The organism is Fibrobacter sp., from assembly GCA_024399065.1.
In the GTDB taxonomy this organism is placed as follows: Bacteria; Fibrobacterota; Fibrobacteria; order Fibrobacterales; family Fibrobacteraceae; genus Fibrobacter.
Map to the genome: position 1 here is coordinate 28,311 of JAKSIB010000012.1, position 18,555 is coordinate 46,865.

At 47.6% G+C, this 18,555-nt stretch carries 15 protein-coding genes; 11 read left to right on the top strand and 4 right to left on the bottom strand.

Features of this window, described 5'->3' with window-relative positions; all coding sequences use genetic code 11:
- The first annotated feature begins 6 nt into the window (after positions 1 to 6).
- From MJZ25_07655 to hisB, 5 genes are all read left to right on the top strand, one after another.
- Positions 7 to 888, top strand: a complete 882-nt coding sequence (locus MJZ25_07655; protein MCQ2124045.1) for a YicC family protein — start codon at positions 7 to 9, stop codon at positions 886 to 888.
- Positions 889 to 961: 73 nt separating this feature from the next.
- Positions 962 to 3,439, top strand: coding sequence for an LPS-assembly protein LptD (locus tag MJZ25_07660; GenBank protein MCQ2124046.1), 2,478 nt, complete (start codon positions 962 to 964; stop codon positions 3,437 to 3,439).
- A 26-nt stretch (positions 3,440 to 3,465) separates the two neighbouring features.
- On the top strand, positions 3,466 to 4,026 hold the full coding sequence (locus tag MJZ25_07665; GenBank protein ID MCQ2124047.1) for a Maf family protein: 561 nt from the start codon (positions 3,466 to 3,468) through the stop codon (positions 4,024 to 4,026).
- Between the two features lie 2 nt (positions 4,027 to 4,028).
- Positions 4,029 to 5,003 (top strand): helix-turn-helix domain-containing protein, encoded by a 975-nt coding sequence (locus MJZ25_07670; protein ID MCQ2124048.1) that lies wholly within the window; start codon positions 4,029 to 4,031, stop codon positions 5,001 to 5,003.
- Between the two features lie 22 nt (positions 5,004 to 5,025).
- A complete protein-coding gene (gene hisB, locus MJZ25_07675) occupies positions 5,026 to 5,610 on the top strand; it encodes an imidazoleglycerol-phosphate dehydratase HisB (protein MCQ2124049.1) in 585 nt (194 codons plus the stop codon).
- Between the two features lie 174 nt (positions 5,611 to 5,784).
- Here hisB and MJZ25_07680 read toward each other — a convergent pair whose 3' ends face one another.
- Entirely contained in the window at positions 5,785 to 6,387 is a 603-nt protein-coding gene (locus tag MJZ25_07680; protein ID MCQ2124050.1) for a hypothetical protein, read from the bottom strand.
- 91 nt (positions 6,388 to 6,478) lie between these two features.
- On the opposite strand from MJZ25_07680, the gene MJZ25_07685 reads away from it, so the two are divergent.
- Together MJZ25_07685 and MJZ25_07690 are read left to right on the top strand one after the other, a co-directional pair.
- Complete coding sequence (locus tag MJZ25_07685; protein MCQ2124051.1) at positions 6,479 to 6,778, top strand: type B 50S ribosomal protein L31; 300 nt, start codon at positions 6,479 to 6,481, stop codon at positions 6,776 to 6,778.
- Between the two features lie 57 nt (positions 6,779 to 6,835).
- Positions 6,836 to 7,699 carry a hypothetical protein gene (locus MJZ25_07690; protein MCQ2124052.1) on the top strand — a complete coding sequence of 288 codons (864 nt, stop codon included), beginning with the start codon at positions 6,836 to 6,838 and terminating at the stop codon, positions 7,697 to 7,699.
- 340 nt (positions 7,700 to 8,039) lie between these two features.
- Here MJZ25_07690 and MJZ25_07695 read toward each other — a convergent pair whose 3' ends face one another.
- On the bottom strand, positions 8,040 to 8,774 hold the full coding sequence (locus tag MJZ25_07695; GenBank protein MCQ2124053.1) for a polysaccharide deacetylase family protein: 735 nt from the start codon (positions 8,772 to 8,774) through the stop codon (positions 8,040 to 8,042).
- An 80-nt stretch (positions 8,775 to 8,854) separates the two neighbouring features.
- Here MJZ25_07695 and MJZ25_07700 point away from each other — a divergent pair, with 80 nt between their 5' ends.
- The 3 genes from MJZ25_07700 to MJZ25_07710 all read left to right on the top strand — a co-directional run bounded on the left by MJZ25_07700 (position 8,855) and on the right by MJZ25_07710 (position 12,380).
- Positions 8,855 to 9,706, top strand: coding sequence for an undecaprenyl-diphosphate phosphatase (locus MJZ25_07700; protein MCQ2124054.1), 852 nt, complete (start codon positions 8,855 to 8,857; stop codon positions 9,704 to 9,706).
- A gap of 36 nt (positions 9,707 to 9,742) precedes the next feature.
- The gene (locus MJZ25_07705; GenBank protein MCQ2124055.1) at positions 9,743 to 10,744 is read left to right on the top strand and encodes an acyltransferase; all 1,002 of its coding nucleotides are present in this window, start codon (positions 9,743 to 9,745) and stop codon (positions 10,742 to 10,744) included.
- A gap of 163 nt (positions 10,745 to 10,907) precedes the next feature.
- Positions 10,908 to 12,380 carry a metallophosphoesterase gene (locus MJZ25_07710; GenBank protein ID MCQ2124056.1) on the top strand — a complete coding sequence of 491 codons (1,473 nt, stop codon included), beginning with the start codon at positions 10,908 to 10,910 and terminating at the stop codon, positions 12,378 to 12,380.
- A gap of 34 nt (positions 12,381 to 12,414) precedes the next feature.
- Here the strand turns inward: MJZ25_07710 and MJZ25_07715 are convergent, their stop codons facing one another.
- The gene (locus tag MJZ25_07715; protein ID MCQ2124057.1) at positions 12,415 to 14,127 is read right to left on the bottom strand and encodes an LTA synthase family protein; all 1,713 of its coding nucleotides are present in this window, start codon (positions 14,125 to 14,127) and stop codon (positions 12,415 to 12,417) included.
- A 348-nt stretch (positions 14,128 to 14,475) separates the two neighbouring features.
- On the opposite strand from MJZ25_07715, the gene htpG reads away from it, so the two are divergent.
- The gene (htpG, locus tag MJZ25_07720) at positions 14,476 to 16,359 is read left to right on the top strand and encodes a molecular chaperone HtpG (GenBank protein ID MCQ2124058.1); all 1,884 of its coding nucleotides are present in this window, start codon (positions 14,476 to 14,478) and stop codon (positions 16,357 to 16,359) included.
- A gap of 115 nt (positions 16,360 to 16,474) precedes the next feature.
- Here the strand turns inward: htpG and MJZ25_07725 are convergent, their stop codons facing one another.
- On the bottom strand, positions 16,475 to 18,463 hold the full coding sequence (locus tag MJZ25_07725; GenBank protein MCQ2124059.1) for a M23 family metallopeptidase: 1,989 nt from the start codon (positions 18,461 to 18,463) through the stop codon (positions 16,475 to 16,477).
- Positions 18,464 to 18,555 lie beyond the last annotated feature (92 nt).

An 18,555-nucleotide genomic window follows, 5' to 3' on the forward strand; every position in this document is an offset into this window, starting at 1 on the left:
TTTATTATGGCTATTTTATCGATGACAGGTTTTGGCAAGAGTGAATCCATGTTCAATGGAATCTCTTGTGTAATTGAAGTTCGCAGCGTCAATAATCGTTTCTTGGACATTTCCTGCAAACTTCCGAAGAACTTGGCTTACCTGGAAAACAGTTTCAAGAACCAGATTAAGGACAAATTAGTTCGTGGTTCCGTCATTTTCAGTGTCACACTTGGCGCAGGTACCGCTGGCAACATTCCGGTATCCTACAACGAAGCTGCCATTGAAAAGTTTGTGGAAATCACCAAGTCCATGCAGACGAAGTTCGGTATTGCTGGCGACATCAAACTGGAAAACATCCTTGCCTTGCCCGAAGTGCTGCAGTTCTCTGATAGCGGCTCCGACAACGAAGCTCTGGAAAAGCATTTGGCTACAGAATTGGATAAGGCCCTGGATCAGGTTACCGAAATGCGCGCCAAGGAAGGTGCAAATCTTGCTGCCGACCTGACCGCTCGTGTTAATCATCTGAATGAAGTCCTTGCCAAGGTGGAAGTTCTTGATCCTCAGCGCATTGAAAACTGGAAGGTCAAGTTCCGCGACCGCCTCAAGGTTCTTCTGGCTGATACAGAAATTGATGAAGTCCGCCTTTTGCAGGAAGCTTGCATCATGGCCGACAAGCTAGATATTCACGAAGAAATTACCCGCTTCAAGAGTCACAACAAGTTGTTCCTCAACGCTCTCAAGGAAGGTGGTGCCCAGGGTAAGAACCTTGGTTTCATCCTCCAGGAAATGGGCCGCGAAGCCAACACCTTGGGAACCAAGTGCCAGAGCGCAGAAATTGCAGCCCTCGCCATTGAACTCAAGAACGAAGTTGAGTGTATTCGCGAACAGTCTCTCAACATTGCCTAATTCAAGCAATCCTACATAGCTTATAGTGATTCGCCTCACAGTGTGGGGCGAATTTTCTATTTTAATCCATACTGTGTTAAATCAAAAATCCCATAGTCTTCTGTGGGCTGTTTTTGCTGTGTTGCTCTCAGCCCTCTTTACTCCTGCCGTATTCGGCCAGGAGATGACTCGCTTTGAGTTGGAAGAACGAGAAGACGTGGTGGAAGAAGATACTGTCGAAGTGGACTGGATGAATGATACCACGGGTACAGATACCATTGAGTATAGGGCGGTGGACCTGGAATACGATGTGGAAAGCGAATCCTTCAATTTGAATAATAGCGCTCAGTTGAAGTACCGCACGGCAACCCTTGATGCAGATACCATTTGGTTTGACCAGCGAAACAGTGTTCTTGCTGCAAGTGGAGACCCGGTCCTTAAGGAAACGAAGAATCCTTCCTTGTCGGGCATGCGACTCAAGTACAATATGAAATCCCGCATTGGCGAGATTTATTACGCCACAACCTATCAGGATAACCAGCAGTTGAATGGTATGGAGGTTCGCCGACTTCCGGACCAGCGAATTCAAATTGCCCGCGGTGACTTTAGTACCTGTAACGATTCAGCCCATCAGCATTTCTATTTCTATGGCCGCCGTATGGTGGTGAAGCCAAAGGAAACCATTACGGCTCGTCCTGTGGTGCTGAATATTGCAGATGTGCCGGTGGCGGTTCTTCCCATGGCGGTGGCTCCTCTTAAGAGTGGTCGAAAGTCTGGTCTTTTGACTCCTAAGTTCGGTGGTGACCAGAAGCAGGGTTACTACATGAACAACTTGGGCTTCTATTATGCCGCCAATGATTACTGGGATGCCACCATCAAGGGCGATATTATTGAAGGTGAGGAAGCCCGGTTCGAACGTTCCAAGTTGACGGGTGAATTGCGCTATCGCAAACGTTATGTTCTTGATGGTAGCATTTCTTATTCTGCTTACTTGGAAGAATTTGATTTTGGAAACAGCGGCTATGATATTTCCTTTAGCCACAACCAGAACTTGACTCCCGATGGCAAGCACACCTTGAGCGGTTCCGGTACGTTCGTAAGTAGTCAGAGTATCCGTAAGGAAAACGCATTGGATGCGGAATCCGTCTTGAACCAGCAGGCAAACGCCCAGTTAACCTATTCCGGTAGGTTTGGCACAAACAAGAGCTTGACGGTGAAGGCTAGCCAGAACCACAACTTGGTTACGGGTCTTGTGGAACGTCAGATTCCCGATATTCAATACCGTATGAGTGGTCAGCTGTTTGATTTCGAATTGGACGAAGATGAAGTAGCCGACGAAGATGGCTCTATAAAAAGTTATCTGGAAAAGTTGAACTATAGTTTTACCAATCGCTTCAACTACTTTACTCGAACTGCTATCGACTCGACCATCAATGCCGACACTACTGCGGAATATGTGGGCTATACTGGCAATTTCTCCTTGGACTATTCAGGATCTTTGTTTGATGTAATCAATATTACTCCGCGCGCTAATTTTACGGGTTATTGGACTGGTACGGGCTGGATCAATCCCTATGATTCCCTGCAGTATCGTAAATATCAAATGAATCTTGATCCTGAAAATGGCGGCTACGGTTCTGTTGCCTATAACCATAATTACAGCATTACTGCCGATACGAAACTTTATGGAATCTGGGTTCCTGAAATTGGCCGATTCACAGGTGTTCGACATGTACTTTCTCCCAGCCTTTCCTATACCTACGCTCCGGAAATCGATACTGTTAAGAATTTTGCGCCCCATCCTTTGCTTGGCCAGTCTTCTTACCAGAGCAAGCAGAAAACAATTGGTCTTAACCTAAGCAATGACTTTGATATCAAGTATCTCAAGGTGGTGGGACATGCAGCCGATACATCGAAGGGCGATACGTCAAAGGCTGTTGAAGATCAGTATGGTACACGTCGCTTGTTCACCACAAGGCATAGTTTGTCCTACAACTTTGCCGCAGACTCCTTAAGATTTTCCGACATTAATTCTTCCTTCGGTTTCCAGATTCTTCCGGATTACTTGTTTACCATTAATACCCGCCATAGCTTCTATCATAAGTTTACGGAAGAGCCTAACAAGCTTCGCGTGCCGGAACTTACATACTATGGCTATGATTTTAGCAAGCGCTTTAGTTGGAGTGGTGAAATCAATGCAGGCCTTCCTTCCCAGATGAGCAAGTACGAAATGCTGAAGTGGACCTTTAGCCTTGACTATAGCTATAGCTTTGGAAGTTCTCGAGTGGGTAGGGATTTGTTCCAGGACAAGATTACCCATTCCACCGGCATTAGCGCAACATTGCAGCCTACCAAGAACTGGGAAATGACCTACAGCACCCGCTATAACTACAACGAAGGAAAATTCGTTACCCACAGCTTTACTTTCAATCGTATTCTGCATTGCTGGCAACTTGATTTCAGTTGGACCCCCACGGGCCCCGCTGCAGGTTGGAGCTTCTCCATTTACGTGCGAGACCTGCCTGATATTAAGTTGAACGCAGGTAGTACGGAAACTGCGACTGTTAATTAATTGATTTTTTTTGAGAGTTAATTTGTATGCAAATTATTCTTGCTAGTGGTTCTCCGAGACGCTCTGAAATTTTGAAGCTGATCGGTGTTGATTTTCGAGTAGTTGTTTCTGGTGAAGAAGAAAAGCCTTCTTCTACGAACCCGTTGGATTTTCCACGTGAAAATGCTTCCATCAAGGCTCTTTCTGTTTCTAAAACTGTGTCAGGAATTGTCCTTGGCTTTGATACCTTGGTGTTCCTGGATGGAAAACCCTTGGGTAAGCCGAAAAGTGAATCGGATGCTGTGGAAATGCTAAAAAGCCTGAACGGCCGCGGCCATAAGGTAATTACAGGAGTGGCTGTAGCTCAAGATGGCAAACTGCTTGCCGCGTCTGAAGAGGAAACAGAGGTTGTTTTCAGAAACAACTCCTTACAAGATATCGAAAATTATGTAAATTCTAAAGACCCGATGGATAAGGCTGGCGCATATGGAATCCAAACTGCTGGAGCGCGGCTTATCAAGGAAATTAGGGGGTGCTACTACAACGTGGTCGGGTTGCCTGTGGCAAAGACGTTGGAGCTGCTTAAAAGTTTGAATGTTGAGGTTTGATAGTGTCTAATCAGGTTGAAGAAAAAAGACCCGATGAACGTTTAGGTGAGTATATCGCACGCGTCCGCGAAGCCCGCGGCATGTCTATTGAAGAGCTTTCCAGTGTGACGAAACTCACAGTCGCCAATGTCAAGGCCATCGAAGCATCCGATTGGAAGTCTTTCCCGGTTGCTGCTTATGTTCGTGGTTACTTGAATTCCATTTCTGCTAAGTTGAACTTGGATCAGAAGCAGGTTCTTCAGGCTTATTCTGCAGAAATGGGGTTGGCCCAGTCTCATGAATTTGATGATGTCTCCAGCCATAGCAAGATTGCTCCGGTGACCGAAGACGAAACCAAGAAGAAGAGCAAGGCTGTTCCTATTGTTCTTGTAATTCTCGTACTGGCATTCCTAGTCGCTTCTCGATTCTTGGATTTGGAAGCTTTGGCTGAACAGAAGGCTGCTCCGGCTCCTGCCGCAGAACCTGTTGCTGTTGAAGATTCTACCGAACAGCAGGAAATTCCTGATGGTGCAGAAGTCGTTCCTGCAGATTCCCTGCAGAAGGATTCTGTTGTTGTGGATTCCTCCGCCAAGAAGGTTGATGGTGTTAGCCAGGCCGTTGTCGACGAAGCTCTTAAAAAATCCGATCTTCCGGCTTCTGCAACAATCTTCATTTCTTCCGACTCCAAGAAGACTGCAGACTCTGTTGTGGCTCCGGTGACCAACAAGACCAACTTTGTTCTGATTGGTTCTGGTGAAGCTCTTTCCTGGGTTGGCCTCAAGCGTCGCGAAGATTCCAACTCTTTCCTCAAGGAAGCAAACATCGCAAGAGCTGGCGTAAGAATGGTCTACAATACCATGGATACTTTGTGTGTAACCATCGGTGAACCCAAGGCCGTTTCCAAGATGCTCCTGAACGGTGTGGAAACTCCGCTTCCCGAAATGAAGTTTGGCCGTGTAACCCGCTTCCGCGTTTACGGTGGCCAAATCGTTAAATAATTTGTTCTAAAAAGGCGTACCTATGCGTAGCTCCAAGATTTCTAGAAAGACAAGTGAAACCGATATCGAACTTGCTTTGAACCTGGATGATTGCACTCCGGGCAAAATCAGTTCTGGTTCCGGCTTCCTGGATCACATGCTCAACTTGTTTCAGGTACACGGTGGCTTCCACTTGGATCTGACCTGCAAGGGTGACGTGGAAGTGGACATGCACCACAGCATGGAAGACATCGCCATCGTTCTTGGTCAGGCTCTCGTTGAATGCCTTGGCGACAAGAAGGGTATCGAACGCTATGGATTCTACTTCGTTCCCATGGATGAAGCATTGAGCCGCGTATGCATCGACTTCAGCAATCGCATCGGTTTTGTTTGGAATGTTAAGCTTCCTGCTGCAACTGCTGGCGGTATCGAATCTAGCATGTTCGAACATTTCTTCAAGAGCCTTGCTGAAAACGCTCGCATGAACTTGCATGTTGAACTGTTCTACGGTAACGACAACCACCATTGCCTTGAAAGCATCTTTAAGGCTTTCGCTCGTTCTGTGGCTATGGCAGTTGCTCCGTCCCGTAATGTGAAGGGCGTGCCCAGCAGTAAGGGCGTTCTGTAAGAACGCCAATTATAAATTGCAAATTACGAATTACAAGAGCTCGCCTTCGGCGAGCCTTTTTTTTCCCATATTTCGTACATCGTAATTTATAACTGAAAAAGGCCCGCGGAACACACCCCGCGAACCTCTCATAATTCATAACTCGTAATTGGTTCTTGTTCGAATTCAAAAATCCTAGATTTTCGGGACGCGAACTTTGTCGCCAGCTTCCAGATGTTCCAAGGCTACGCCTGCGTTCACGGACTGCAGTGCAGAAAGGATGTAGAAACGGGGGAGGTTCTGTACACCGGCACCGTAGGTTCGCCTTAGCAGCTTGAACAGGTCGTCTCCATCTTTGGCTTCAACGGTCTTGTAAAGGCTGGAATTGCTGGGGTCGGACTGCAACCTGGAGAGGGCTTCGGAGAACTTGTTTGCGAACTGCTCGGCATTTCCGGCACCGTTGCCGTTGGACTTGTCCGCCAGCATGTTGGATTTCTTGGGGGCGGAAGCGCTTCCTGAACCGCCCTTGGCGGTCTTTTTCGGATCAGGCTTGCCGGTGACTGAGGACGGCAGTTTGAAGCCGGGGGCGTTAAACCCCTTCATGGAGAGGTTGGCGTCCACTTCCTTCTTGGCTACGACGGGTTCGGATGCCAAAATGGAGTCCAAACTGGCTATGTAGGTGCTGTCGGGCCATTCGGTCAGGGGCATCTTTTGGTTCACAACAATGATCTTTGCTACGGGAGATTCGTCGCCGCAGGCCATGAGCATCAAGGGAATTGCCATTAATAATCGCTTCATGTTCCCAAAAATACTATATTTGGCTTGCCAAAATTGCGAAAATCTGCTAAATTTAGGCTCTCTTAACAACTACTTCACAGGAAGTTTAAAAATGAAAGATGGTATCCACCCTAACTATCAACCGGTCGTGTTCGTCGATGCGAATACGGGTAAAGAATATATCACCCGCTCCACGAAGTCTTCCGCCGAAAAGAAGACTATCGATGGTGTAGAATACAGTGTGATCTCCCTCGAAATTACTGCAGACACCCATCCGTTCTGGACAGGTAAGCAGCATCGCGTGGATACCGCTGGTCGTATCGATCGCTTCAACAAGCGTTTCGCTGGCAACATCACTGGTGCAAAGCGTAAGACCCGCAAGGCTGAACGCCCGGCTGCTGACGCTGAATAATTTATTCGTAAAGGCCTCCCAATTAAGGGAGGCTTTTATCTTTTCTAAAGGATGTATATGAAAAAGCAACTTACTTTGTGCGCTGCAGCTCTCATCGCCATGGCAATGACTGGCTGCGAAAAGACCGGCACCATCGAAGGTGTTGTTCTTGATCCGTTTACTGGCAAGGCTATTGAAATGCCCACCGTTTGGATGGACTCTACCATCTACGGTACCCAGAACCCCAAGTATCCGTACAAGGGTGAACTCCAGCAGGGTAAGTTCAAGTTCGAAAAGGTTCCTGTTGGTCAGTATTTGATCAAGGCCCGTCGTTCCAAGTATGTTCTCGGTCAGTCCCGCATTGCCACTACCGATGAAAATCCGAACTTGAGCGTGACTTTGTACGAATATAGCGATCAGGTGAAGCCGGGTCTCTACAAGAGCGGCACCACCGAAGGTCCTGAAAAGATTGAAAACCAGTGGGTCGTTTATTCCACTAGCTGCAATGAATCCGTTGCAGGTTACCGTTTGACCATGCCTATCAACACCGACGCCGCTAAGGTTCCGGGCAAGAAGGCTGACAAGAAGAAGAAGAAGGGTGCCAAGGAAGCTGTCAAGGTTTCCAACCTCCCGGCTCCGTTGGCAATGGGTTCTGCAATCGACGTGTTCTACGTCAATGCTAGCTCTGTTACTTCTCCGCTGGTTGCAACCCTTTACGCTGCAGTTGAAGGCAAGGTTGCTGATCATGCTGACTGTAAGGGCTTTGGCGCCGACGAAAAGACCGGTCTCTTCGTAGACAAGTCTAAGAGCGCAACTCTCGAAGTCGAATACAAGGCTGAAAACCTGTTCGAAATCAAGGGTAGCCTCATGTCTGGCAAGCAGATCATGCAGTTGTCTCAGGACGGCAAGACTGTTCAGACCTATTACTTTGAAGCAAAGTAAGGTGAGTGTCGCTGCCATGCTTGCATGGCTATGACCGAGCCGCGCGGAGCTGCAGCGAAGCTGCAAGCAAAGTAACCGAAAACCGAGTGTCGCGCGAACACTTGTGTTCGCATGACCGACCTTTGGTCACTTAGTGCTTTAGCACTTATGTGATTCATGGCCACCTTTAGGTGGGGCGAGGATTACTGCGTTAGCAAGTAATAGCTCGTTGAGTTAAAATCTTTAAGAATCCGGTAACCGATGGTTGCCGGATTTTTTTTGTGTCCTTGTCAAAAAAAATCACCTCAAGGGCGATTTTTTCATGGTTTTGAATGACAAGATTAGTGAGGCAATGAAAGGTCTAGAGGTCGCTATAGTGGATGATTTTACGCGTGCTAAGCCCAATACGAATCAGGTCGCGGATTTCCTCGCGCAGGTGGGGGAAGTCGCAAGGATGCAGGGCGACTCGGGGCGTTCCTACCGGCAGTTTCAAGAAAGTTCTTGCCAAGGCCATCATTGCCTTTTCGGTCTTCCTGGGTATGCCTGCGAAACTTGCCACAGGCGAAATGATTTTTTTACCGCGGGTGCTTGTCAGGGTGAAACGGCTTTCGTAGGCCATTTTGGCGCCCTTGACCTGACGGGGGAGGAACTTGTTGCTGTACCAGGTGGGCGGGATGAATGCGGAGGGGCGTATGGCGCTTCCGTCGTTTTCCTCACTGGCGCAATTCATAAGCTTGTCCCAGGCGCTAATTGCCTGTTGCAAAACTCTGCTGGATTCGTATTCGGAGAGCCCTGCAAATTCGGCTTCACGATGGGTAAGGACCATTGCGGCTAGGCCTGTGTAGCTGCGACCCTGACTGAATTCTGCCTTGTGCATGTAGCCGTGGAGGGCGAGCTCAAAGCCTTCGTCCTTTAACTCGGCCAAAGTCTTGCGGAAACCTTCAATGGCTTCGTCGCTGGCTCCTTCGGTGCCTGGAATGACAAGTACGCTGAAGGGGCAACCTGCCAGATCTCTGAGTTCACGCAAAATAGGCGTAACGGACTCGAAGTTCCATACGCTAAAATCGTGAAAGCACAGTAGATAGTTGCGGTTCATGGTTTGGAAGATAATTAATTTTTTCCGTAAGCGGAGAATTTTATTTTGTTTATAATTCCGATTTTGCTATCTTTCACACCATGATCGAATCTATCATTTTGGGCCTCTTGCAGGGCCTGGCAGAATTTCTCCCCATTTCCAGTTCCGGCCATCTTGTTTTGGGCGAAAAGCTCCTGAACATGAAAGAAGCGGGCATGTTCTTCGACATCATGCTCCACGCAGGAACCCTCCTTTCCATTTTCGTCGTGTTCCGCAAGAAGATAGTGGACATGATTGTGGGCTGCATCCATCGTGATCCGGCTCAGCTGAAGGAAGTTGGCTACATTGTGCTGGCTTCCATTCCCACAGCTATCATCGGTATTGGTTTCAAGAAGCCGCTGGAAAGCCTCTTTGAAAATCCCAAGGCCGTTTGCTGCGCCATGCTCTTTACCGCCACCTTGCTTTTCGTCTCCCAGTGGGGGAAGACCGGTAGCAAGCATCCCGAATGCGAAGGCGTCAAGATGAACTGGTGGCGCGCCCTGGTTACTGGCGTTGTGCAGGGCATTGCCTGCATCCCGGGTATCAGCCGTAGCGGTTCTACCATCAGTGGCATGATTTTCCTGGGCGTGAACCGCAAGTATGCCGGCGAATTCAGCTTCCTCATGAGCATCCCTGCGGTGGGTGGCGCCGCCCTCCTGGATTGCATCAAGTGGATCAAGTGCCAGGACCCCGATACAGTTGCTCGCTACGCCATTGAAAAGCCTGAAAAGGCCCTGGCCTGTGCCGATGCCTCCGGCTTCACCCCGGAACTTCTGGTGGGTATGGTCGTTGCCTTCATCTTTGGCATCATCGCCCTCAAGTGGCTCATGGCTTTCGTGCAGAAGGGCAAGTTCCACTACTTCAGCTACTACCTGTGGGTGGCCGGCATTCTGGGCTTGATTTTTATTAAGTAGCTTTATCCGCCTATGGAGAAACAGCGATTCCTTAATATGGATTTAATGAGGTATGTGCTGTCTACGGCAGTCATCGTAACTCATTTCAACATTTTGACGAACGCTGATATCCTGTTTCCCATTGGTTCCGGAACTGCGGTTGGTGTTTTCTTCGGCTTAAGTGGCTTTCTTGTTTATGGAAGCTACTTGAAGTATCCGAATTTCAAGAGCTATCTCAAGTCCAGGGCTAAGCGAATCCTGCCGCCTTACTTGTTTATCGTACTTTTGTGTGCCTTTGGCTTGGCCGCAATTTCGAAATGCTCAATGGGGGAGTATTTCTTCAGCGTAGAGTTCTGGAAGTATCTTCTTTCTAACGCCTGCTTTCTTAATTTCGTTCAACCTTCCTTGCCCGGAGTATTCGAGGATGGTGTGGTCAATGCGGTTAACGGATCCTTGTGGACTCTAAAAGTAGAATGGGCTTTGTACCTGAGCATTCCCGTGTTCTTTTGGGGTGTCAAAAAATACAAGTGGAACGTTCCTATCGCCGTTATAGTCATCAGCGTTTTTTCGTTTCTGTACTCTTTGGTGATGACGAAAATTTCTGATGCTCTTGGAAATCCGTTATATTACAAGTTGTCATATCAGTTTGTTGGACAATTGGCTTATTTTTATACAGGAGTTCTGGTATACCATTTCCGCGAACGTTTGATCAATTGCAAATGGTGGAATTCCTTGGCTCTTGTTGCTTCGCTCTGCGTCTTTCTAGAAATTAATCCCCTGGGTATTGATTTTACGTACGTCAGTTTTCTTTGCCAAATGCTCTGGGTCTTTGGTGCGTTGCTATTTTGCTTAAGCCGGCCCGTAAGCCAGCATACATCGAAACTGGGGAATGTTTCCTATGAAATGTACCTGTTCCATTTTCCGGTAATTCAGCTGTTGGTGTATTTTGGCTTGGACAAATCTTTGCCTGCGTATGCAGCCTTTCTGGTTGCACTGTTGCTGATAGTTGCCTTGTCTGTTCTTTTCCATAAGGCTAACAAATTAATTCTTGCGGGTTAGCTTCGTAGAAGCTATACCCTAATTCGCGTAGGTCGGATAATTAATTGGAACCATTGTTCCCAAACGACTTGTTTTTCTAGTTCACTGTTCCACTGTGGACTATAATTTTTTGGGTATGAACGAAAGATTTCTTTTTTTGAAATTATGTTATCTGTATCGCCATGTGGCGGTGTATTGCTGCAGCAACCGGAGGGATACGATGTCTGCCTTGAATATAGTTAAACAATTTGCGCTTGGTGCGGTTGTTGTGGTTGCTGCGGGACTTTCTGCCTGTGGTGATGATTCCGGAACGGATGCTGTTGTTGGTGTTAGAACTCTTCCTGCAGGAGCGAGATTGCAGGGATGTTCTACTGAAAACTTTGGGGAGATGGTCTATGTGGAAGATTCCTCTTCCGTTTTCTTTTGTGCCAATGGTAAGTGGCAACCTATGAACGGCTCAGATACGGTAACGGTTTCCTCGACAGACACGGTTGTTGTATCGAAACTAGACACTTTACTTGTAAGTAATGTAGATTCGGTTCTGGTTACAAAATCTGATACAATGTATGTTACAAACGTTGATACGTTGTATGTTAGCAATACTGATACTCTATACTTGGAAAAAACGGAAGTTACCGGCTCCGGAATTTTAGACTTTAATCCTGAGTCGGAAATTATTCCTATTATGGAAAACCTTGTACATCAAAAGAGAGGCGATGGGTATAAGTTGCAGGCTCAGCAGGTTGTCCTTCTCCATTTTACGGATATTCATGGGGATGGAGAAAATCTTGCCCGCATAAAAGAGTTCAAGGATGCTTATTCCGAATATATTGATGTAGGAGTCCATACTGGAGACAATGTCTACGAAAACTGGGATGATTCTTTTGATTACTGGTTCAAGGCCGATGCTGGTGAATTTCTGAATACTTTGGGAAATCACGATGCCTATTATAAATGGGGTACAAGCGAACATGGAATGGTTCCCCAGAATGAGGCTTATGTTAGAATTTTTGCTCCATTCATTACGTCTTGGGGCGTCGTACAACCGGATGATGCCGCGGCAAAATCCCTCATGTATTATTATAAGGATGTTGTAAAAGGCAGTGGTACAGAACTTACGAAAGTAAGACTGATTATTTTGGATGAATACCACTGGGATGAAAGCCAGTCCAGTTGGCTGGTTGCAACTCTAGAGGATGCCCGAGTTAATGATTTTGCGGTGGTGATTTGCCGCCATGAAGGCTTTGATGCTGTACCGTTAAAAAACAATCCCTTCTCGTCTCTGGAACATATGGGTTCTTCCGAAAAGCTGGCTGATGCTCAGGCTGCGGTAGATGAGTTTATGAAGAAAGGTGGTGAATTTGTAGTGTGGCTTGGTGGACATGGTCATCAGGACGCTGTGGGACGCTTGCAGGATTATCCGAAGCAAATTGTATTCCTGGGAGATTTGTCCAGTATGAATTGGACTGGCTGGAATGATTCTTGGAGGGAAGTTGGCACAGAATCTCAGGATTGCTTTACGCTAATAGGTATAGATCGATTCGAAAAGGTAATTCGCTTCGTGCGAATTGGTGCAGATAGGGATAGATACGGAAGAGTAAAAGATGCTATGAGCATCAATTACGCTACAGCAGAAGCTATTTATCCTGCAGAATAAGTAAACTTGCCGCTGCAATGCAGCGGCTTTTTCTTTAGCGGTTAAATTCGCGGAACTTTTCGAAATAATTGTTCCTGATAAGAGCTCCGGATATTCTGTATCCGGTTTCTTCGTCTAAACCAGTAGCTCCTTCAGAAAGAATGTCCTTGCCGACTCCCTTCCAGTAGTAGGAACTGTCTCCAATTAAACCAAGTATTGTTGGGAAAAGGTCGGATTGGAAGAAGATGTCGTTCTTTTCAATTTTAGCCGGGATAGATGGAGAGTGAACAATTAACGGAACGTAGTTCTTTTTGTCCTTTAAGGATATGTTTGCCTTGTTGGCGTAATCAACAAATTCCTCAATCATCTGTTCCTTGAATACGATATGGTCACCGACGATAACCAACGTGGTGTTTTTCCACTTGGGGTCGGTTTCGATTTTGGAAATTAGCTTTCCAAGGGCCAAGTCTGTATGGTTGATGCAGGTGAGGTAATTCTGCAGTGTTTTGGGCATGCCGCTAGAGAGCTTCGGAGCTTCTGTGTTTTCGTTGCATTTAAACGGACTATGAGAAGCGATAGTAATGCCTAACAGGAAAAATGGATCATTTGCGCTGTCGCCAACGGCAATAAGGGAATCTACCATTTGTTCGTCATTCCCCTCAAATTCATGCAGCTGCTGGATGCCGTAATTGGGGTTGATTTCAACCTGGTTCCAGGAACCGGGGGCGGGATTGATAGTGGCAGAGGTACTGAAAAGATGTGCGTAGTTAGGATAACTGTTCTTTCCGTATAATCGGCATGCGGCACCGGTGTTAAGAGGAAGAATACCGGTCAGGGCGATCATTTGACCATCACCGGAATTGCCCTGCTTTGTTTGGCTTGTGACGCGTGGCGCAAACAAAGTATTATCCTTTTCTATGAGTTTCTTCAGATTTGGGGCGATGCCTTCTGCACCTTCGTAGTCTTCAAAGATCCAACCTTCCAAAGATTCAAATAGAATCACGACCAAATTGGTTTGGGGAACCGGGGCTGTATTTTCTTTTTTAATCAAGCTTTCCAGAAGTTCCTTGTCGGAAGGAGAAATAGGAACTTCATACTTGATTTCCTTCAGCTTGCTTTCAAAATGTACTTTGCTGATGAAATAAGATACGTCGGCGAAGAAATAGTCTGCGATGGAGTATTTGCTTATATAGCTCTTTTCCCAATCCATAAAGGTGCCGTGGGTAAAATATGTCCTGGCGGCTCTATATGCGTCGTATTGGGAATCAAATATGACTCGTACAGCTTCGGCGGTGTCGCCTTTAATGATGTTTTGTCTAATGGACGTCTTGTGGTTGCTGTAGTTAATCGCTGATCTTGAAACGAATGCCAGCAATACGATGATGATAAAGCAACCAAAGCTTCTCTGTCGTTCTTTTTTGTTTAATCTAAAGACAAAAATGGCGTAGATGACAGATATGAAGACGGGGAAAAATTCCTTCCATGAAAGGTAAATGAGGATACTGTCCCAAAATCCGTTCATGTTGTCAGCCATCTGCAATGCGTCGGCGTTAATCAGGAATCCGCTGGCGCGGTAGTAGACGACGTTCGCACCCATCCAATAATCCAAAGCAAGGGACAACAGAATTGTCCACCATCCTTTCTTTGAAAGGAAGATGAAAGCGGCTATGAATGCGGCGCAGGTTGCCTTTGCAATGATTCTGTTGGCAGCGCGGCTGGGGGAGGCGTATTCTTCAAAGGAAAATAGCGTTCCTTGGAACCAGAACAATTTAAACAAAACAATTGTTGCGAAAACGACGAATAAGGGAAAATTCGGATTTTCCTTTATCGACTTGGCTGCGTCAAAAAGTCTTTTTTGCAGAGTATTGAGCAATTTCTTGATTTGCATAAGCCTATTTCAACTCTCTTCCCCAATGTAGCAGGGAAATATAGCTTTTAGTTTAAATGACTCCTCTTAGTTGGCACGGTTCTTGCAATTATATCTGCGAAAACAAAAGAAAAGTGGCTTTTTGTTTCATTTTGAAACTTGCGGGCCCGTGCAATGTTTAAAAATAAAATGAAGGTTTAAGAACCTCGAGCCTCGCTCCTGGAACCTCGAACCTAATAGGAGATAAAAATGGCAACTGAAAAAATGGAGTTCCAAACTGAAGTTCGCGACATGCTGAACTTGATGATCAACTCTCTTTATAGCAACAAGGAAATCTTCCTACGCGAACTGGTTTCCAACGCTGCTGACGCACTGGACAAGCGTCGTTTCCTTTCCCTCTCTGATTCCAATCTTTTGCCCAACGGCACCCAGCTTCGTATCGATATCGAAGTGAACAAGGACCAGAAGAAGTTGATGATTACCGATAACGGTATCGGTATGAACAAGGAAGACTTGATCAACTGCCTGGGTACCATCGCCCGTTCCGGCACCAAGAATTTTATCAAGAACCTGAAGGACGCCGACAAGGCAAGCGTCGATCTCATCGGTCAGTTCGGTGTGGGTTTCTACTCCATCTTCATGGTGGCAAAGAAGGTTGAAGTCCTGACCCTCAAGGCTGGTGAATCCCAGGGCTACCTCTGGACCTCCGAAGGTACCGGCGAATTTGAAATTTCTGAATGCCCCCGCAACGAAGTGGGTACCAAGATTACCTTGTACCTGAAGGACGACGAAGATGCCGAAGACTTCACCAGCGAATGGAAAATCAAGGACATCGTCAAGAAGTACAGCGGTTTCGTAAACTACGGCATTTACTTCCACCCGGAACAGACTACCAACGACAAGGGCGAAATCGAAGTCAAGGAAGAAGAAAAACTGAACGACAAGACCGCTCTCTGGCGCCAGTCCGAAAAGGATGTGAAGGAAGAAGAATACAAGGAATTCTATAACGTCATTTGCCACGACGGTGGCGAACCCGCTTGCTGGAGCCACAGCCACGCTGAAGGCTCTTTGGAATTCTGGAACCTAGTGTACATTCCGTCCAAGGCTCCTTACAACATTTGGCAGAACGATGCCTTGCATGGCCTCAAACTCTATGTGAAGAAGACCTTCATCATGGACGATTGCAAGGACCTGCTTCCGCCTTGGCTCCGCTTCGTCCGCGGCGTGGTGGAATCCGAAGACTTGCCCCTGAACGTGAGCCGCGAAATTCTGCAGTCCAACAAGATCGTGACCAACATCCGTAAGCATGTCATCAAGAAGACTCTGGAAGCCTTGCAGAACATGTCCAAGGACGAAGAAAAGTATACAGCCTGGTGGAAGGAACTTGGCATGGTTCTTAAGGAAGGCTTCTACATGAACTGGGAACATCTTGATGAACTGAAGAAGCTGATCCGCTTCGAAAGCACCAAGACTGAAGAAGGCAAGTTGGTAAGCCTGGAACAGTATGTGGAACGCATGCCGGAAGGCCAGAAGGAAATCTACTACCTCATTGGCGACAAGAATGCCGTGAAGTCCAACCCCATGCTGGAGGCTTTCAAGGCCAAGGGCTACGAAGTGCTTCTCATGAGCGATGGCATCGACGAATTCATGATGTCTTCTCTCACCGAATTCGGCGACAAGAAGTTCCACGACATCTCCCGCGGTGATGTGGACTTCGAAAAGACTGAAGACGAAAAGAAGGCTGAAGAAGAAAACAAGGGCATCTTCAAGGGCCTTTGCGAAGACTTGCAGAAGGTTTTGGACGAAGACATCAAGGAAGTCCGCGTGTCTAGCCGCCTGAAGGATAGCCCCTGCTGCCTCGTGACTAGCGACGACGCCATGAGCGCCCAGATGGAACGTATGATGAAGGCCATGGGTCAGGCCAATGTGCCTAAGTCCAAGCGCATCCTGGAAATCAACCCCACGCACCCCATCTGCGCCATGCTGAAGGCTAAGGCTGAAGCCAAGGAAGATCTGGGTGACTGGCCCAAGGCTCTCTACGGCCAGGCTCTCCTTGCCGAAGGTTCTCCGCTTCCCAACCCGGCAGAATACGTTGCAGCCATTACCAAGCTGCTGACCGCCGCTGCAAAGTAAGGTTATGTGGCGCGAATCGCGTCGCTCCTACGAAAAAATCCTGCGATGAACTCGCAGGATTTTTTGTTTTTTAAAGACAACGTAGGGTGCTTACATCGGCGCTGCTTTGGGGGCCTTACATCTCCGGAATGGTTACGTCGTAAGAGACTTTGTGGCCGGCTTCGTCGACGATTTGCACGGTAATGTCTTCTCCGGCATCTGGAAGCTTTTCGCCTTCGATAGCGATTTCACGAGGTTCAGAATCGTATTCAGCGGCAAGCCACTTGTTCTTGTACTTCACGGTGATTGCGTTGCCGTCAGCTACGCCATCGTACTTGAACATCAGAGGAATCTTCAAGGCCGGCTGTCTTACGCCGCCGATCATGATGGCGTCCCAGTAGGGGAAGCCGAGGGTTGGCGGTTCCTGGTTGTCGATGCTTGCGATGTCGCGAAGTTCGTTTGCGCTGGCGCAGCGGTTCTTGCCCTTGGTCTGCTTGCTAAAGATGAACCAGTTGCGGCTGGTTTCGCCAAGCCAGTAAAGCGGAGCCGGATTGGACTTATTTTCCACGCAGACGTTCCAGTTCTTCAACTGCAAACCCTTGGGATGGAATTCCAGATAGTCGAGGCTGTCGGTGCGGGTCTTGGTTACTGCAAGAACGCGGATTGCGGTATCCTTGCTGGCGGCGATTCCAGAGAACTTCTGGGTGATGTCGATGTCGCCCATGGAAACCTTCCAGTTCACATTGCTCTGGTATTTTCCGAAGCCCAATACAGCAATATTTTCATCTACGGCCTTGCCGTCACCTGTAGAAGATGCATCGGCGGTGTAGTGGATGTCTGTCATTTCAGGATAGGTTTCAAGAATCTTTGCGATGAGCATCGGCTTGTGGTCCTTGTAGACGCTGCAAAGATTTTCGGAAAGAACTTCGTCCTTCTTCATGGCGGTAAAGGTCATTCCGGATTCGCAACGGAACAAGTCCAGCATGGGGCGGCTCAAGTAAGTAAATACAGGAGCGGTCTGGACCTTGGTCATCTGAAGGTCAACATTGCCTTTGCACTTGGGGTGGAAACTGAACTTCTTGGAAGTTACGTTACCGGCGAAGTCCTCGATTTCCAAAGTGTAGGTGGAAAGCGGGGCGATCTTAGTATTGATCACGTGCCAATCGCCGGCGGTGTCCGCTTCTTCTGCCCAAAGCAGCTGGTCGCGGATATTGAGCATCTTGCTGAAACGCAGGGTGTCCAAGGTTTCGTCGTAAATCTTTTCGTCGTAACGCCACATGGAAATGCGACGGACCGACATGGGGTTATCCTTGGGTTCGCGGCTGTAATCCACGATCTTTACAGCCATGTTCAGCTTAAATTCGTTCTTGACGGGGGTGACGACGCAGCCCTTGTTGATGGCTTCTGCGGAAGTGAAGGCCAGTTCGTTGTCCTGCCAGACGGCGGCGCCGAAAACTTGGGGGGCGATGGAATCAGAAACCACGGTATTCATCAGGCGGGGATTGATGACGCGGTCGTTGTCCAGACGGACTTCCAGATGCAAATGGGGGTTGCCGATGCCCGAGCTGCCGGAGTATGTGAGCACGTCGCCTTTCTTATAGGCTTTGCCCGGCTTCAAGGTGACATCGTTTTTCTTTGTAGCGTATTGCTGACGTATGACAGCGTCATCCAATTCACCGAAACTGCTCTGATGGGCGAATACCCAAGTCTTTCCGCTCTTGCCTTGGAAGAACATCACCTTTCCGTAGCCGAAGGGGGAGACTCGAATTTCCTTGACCACGCCGTTTTCAGGTGCGTAAATTGGCCAACCTTCTTCCATTTGGGTGGAGTAATCCAAACCGGCGTGGTAACGGGTACCGCGGTTTTCGCCAAAGGATGATGTCAAGTAGGCGTCTCTGCCAAATGGAGAGTATTTTTCTTCTTCAGCAACAGGGACTTTTGTTTCGGGGGCGTTGCTGCCGAAATTGGTTTCATCGATGACGGCACCTTTCTGTGCATTGATGCAGTCTTCGTAGGCGAATGCGTCCATGGTTTCTTCGTTACATTCTTCGGCGAATGCTGCGGCGGAGAACGAAATGACGCTTCCTAAAATAATCTTAGAAAAGGAGTTCCAAACCTTGGTCATAATGATCCTCTTGATTCCGTCGCAAAAGATACAAAATTCTTACTTTGGAGTTAAGGGGCAACAGACAAACTAGCGTTGTAAGAACTACAAAA

Excerpts from the sequence above, each read along its gene's own strand:
- MJZ25_07700 (MCQ2124054.1), top strand. The coding sequence starts at position 8,855 with ATGATCGAATCTATCATTTTGGGCCTCTTGCAGGGCCTGGCAGAATTT.
- hisB (MCQ2124049.1), top strand. The coding sequence starts at position 5,026 with ATGCGTAGCTCCAAGATTTCTAGAAAGACAAGTGAAACCGATATCGAA.
- MJZ25_07695 (MCQ2124053.1), bottom strand. The coding sequence starts at position 8,774 with ATGAACCGCAACTATCTACTGTGCTTTCACGATTTTAGCGTATGGAAC.
- MJZ25_07705 (MCQ2124055.1), top strand. The coding sequence starts at position 9,743 with ATGGATTTAATGAGGTATGTGCTGTCTACGGCAGTCATCGTAACTCAT.
- MJZ25_07725 (MCQ2124059.1), bottom strand. The coding sequence starts at position 18,463 with ATGACCAAGGTTTGGAACTCCTTTTCTAAGATTATTTTAGGAAGCGTC.
- MJZ25_07655 (MCQ2124045.1), top strand. The coding sequence starts at position 7 with ATGGCTATTTTATCGATGACAGGTTTTGGCAAGAGTGAATCCATGTTC.
- MJZ25_07665 (MCQ2124047.1), top strand. The coding sequence starts at position 3,466 with ATGCAAATTATTCTTGCTAGTGGTTCTCCGAGACGCTCTGAAATTTTG.
- htpG (MCQ2124058.1), top strand. The coding sequence starts at position 14,476 with ATGGCAACTGAAAAAATGGAGTTCCAAACTGAAGTTCGCGACATGCTG.
- MJZ25_07680 (MCQ2124050.1), bottom strand. The coding sequence starts at position 6,387 with ATGAAGCGATTATTAATGGCAATTCCCTTGATGCTCATGGCCTGCGGC.
- MJZ25_07690 (MCQ2124052.1), top strand. The coding sequence starts at position 6,836 with ATGAAAAAGCAACTTACTTTGTGCGCTGCAGCTCTCATCGCCATGGCA.
- MJZ25_07685 (MCQ2124051.1), top strand. The coding sequence starts at position 6,479 with ATGAAAGATGGTATCCACCCTAACTATCAACCGGTCGTGTTCGTCGAT.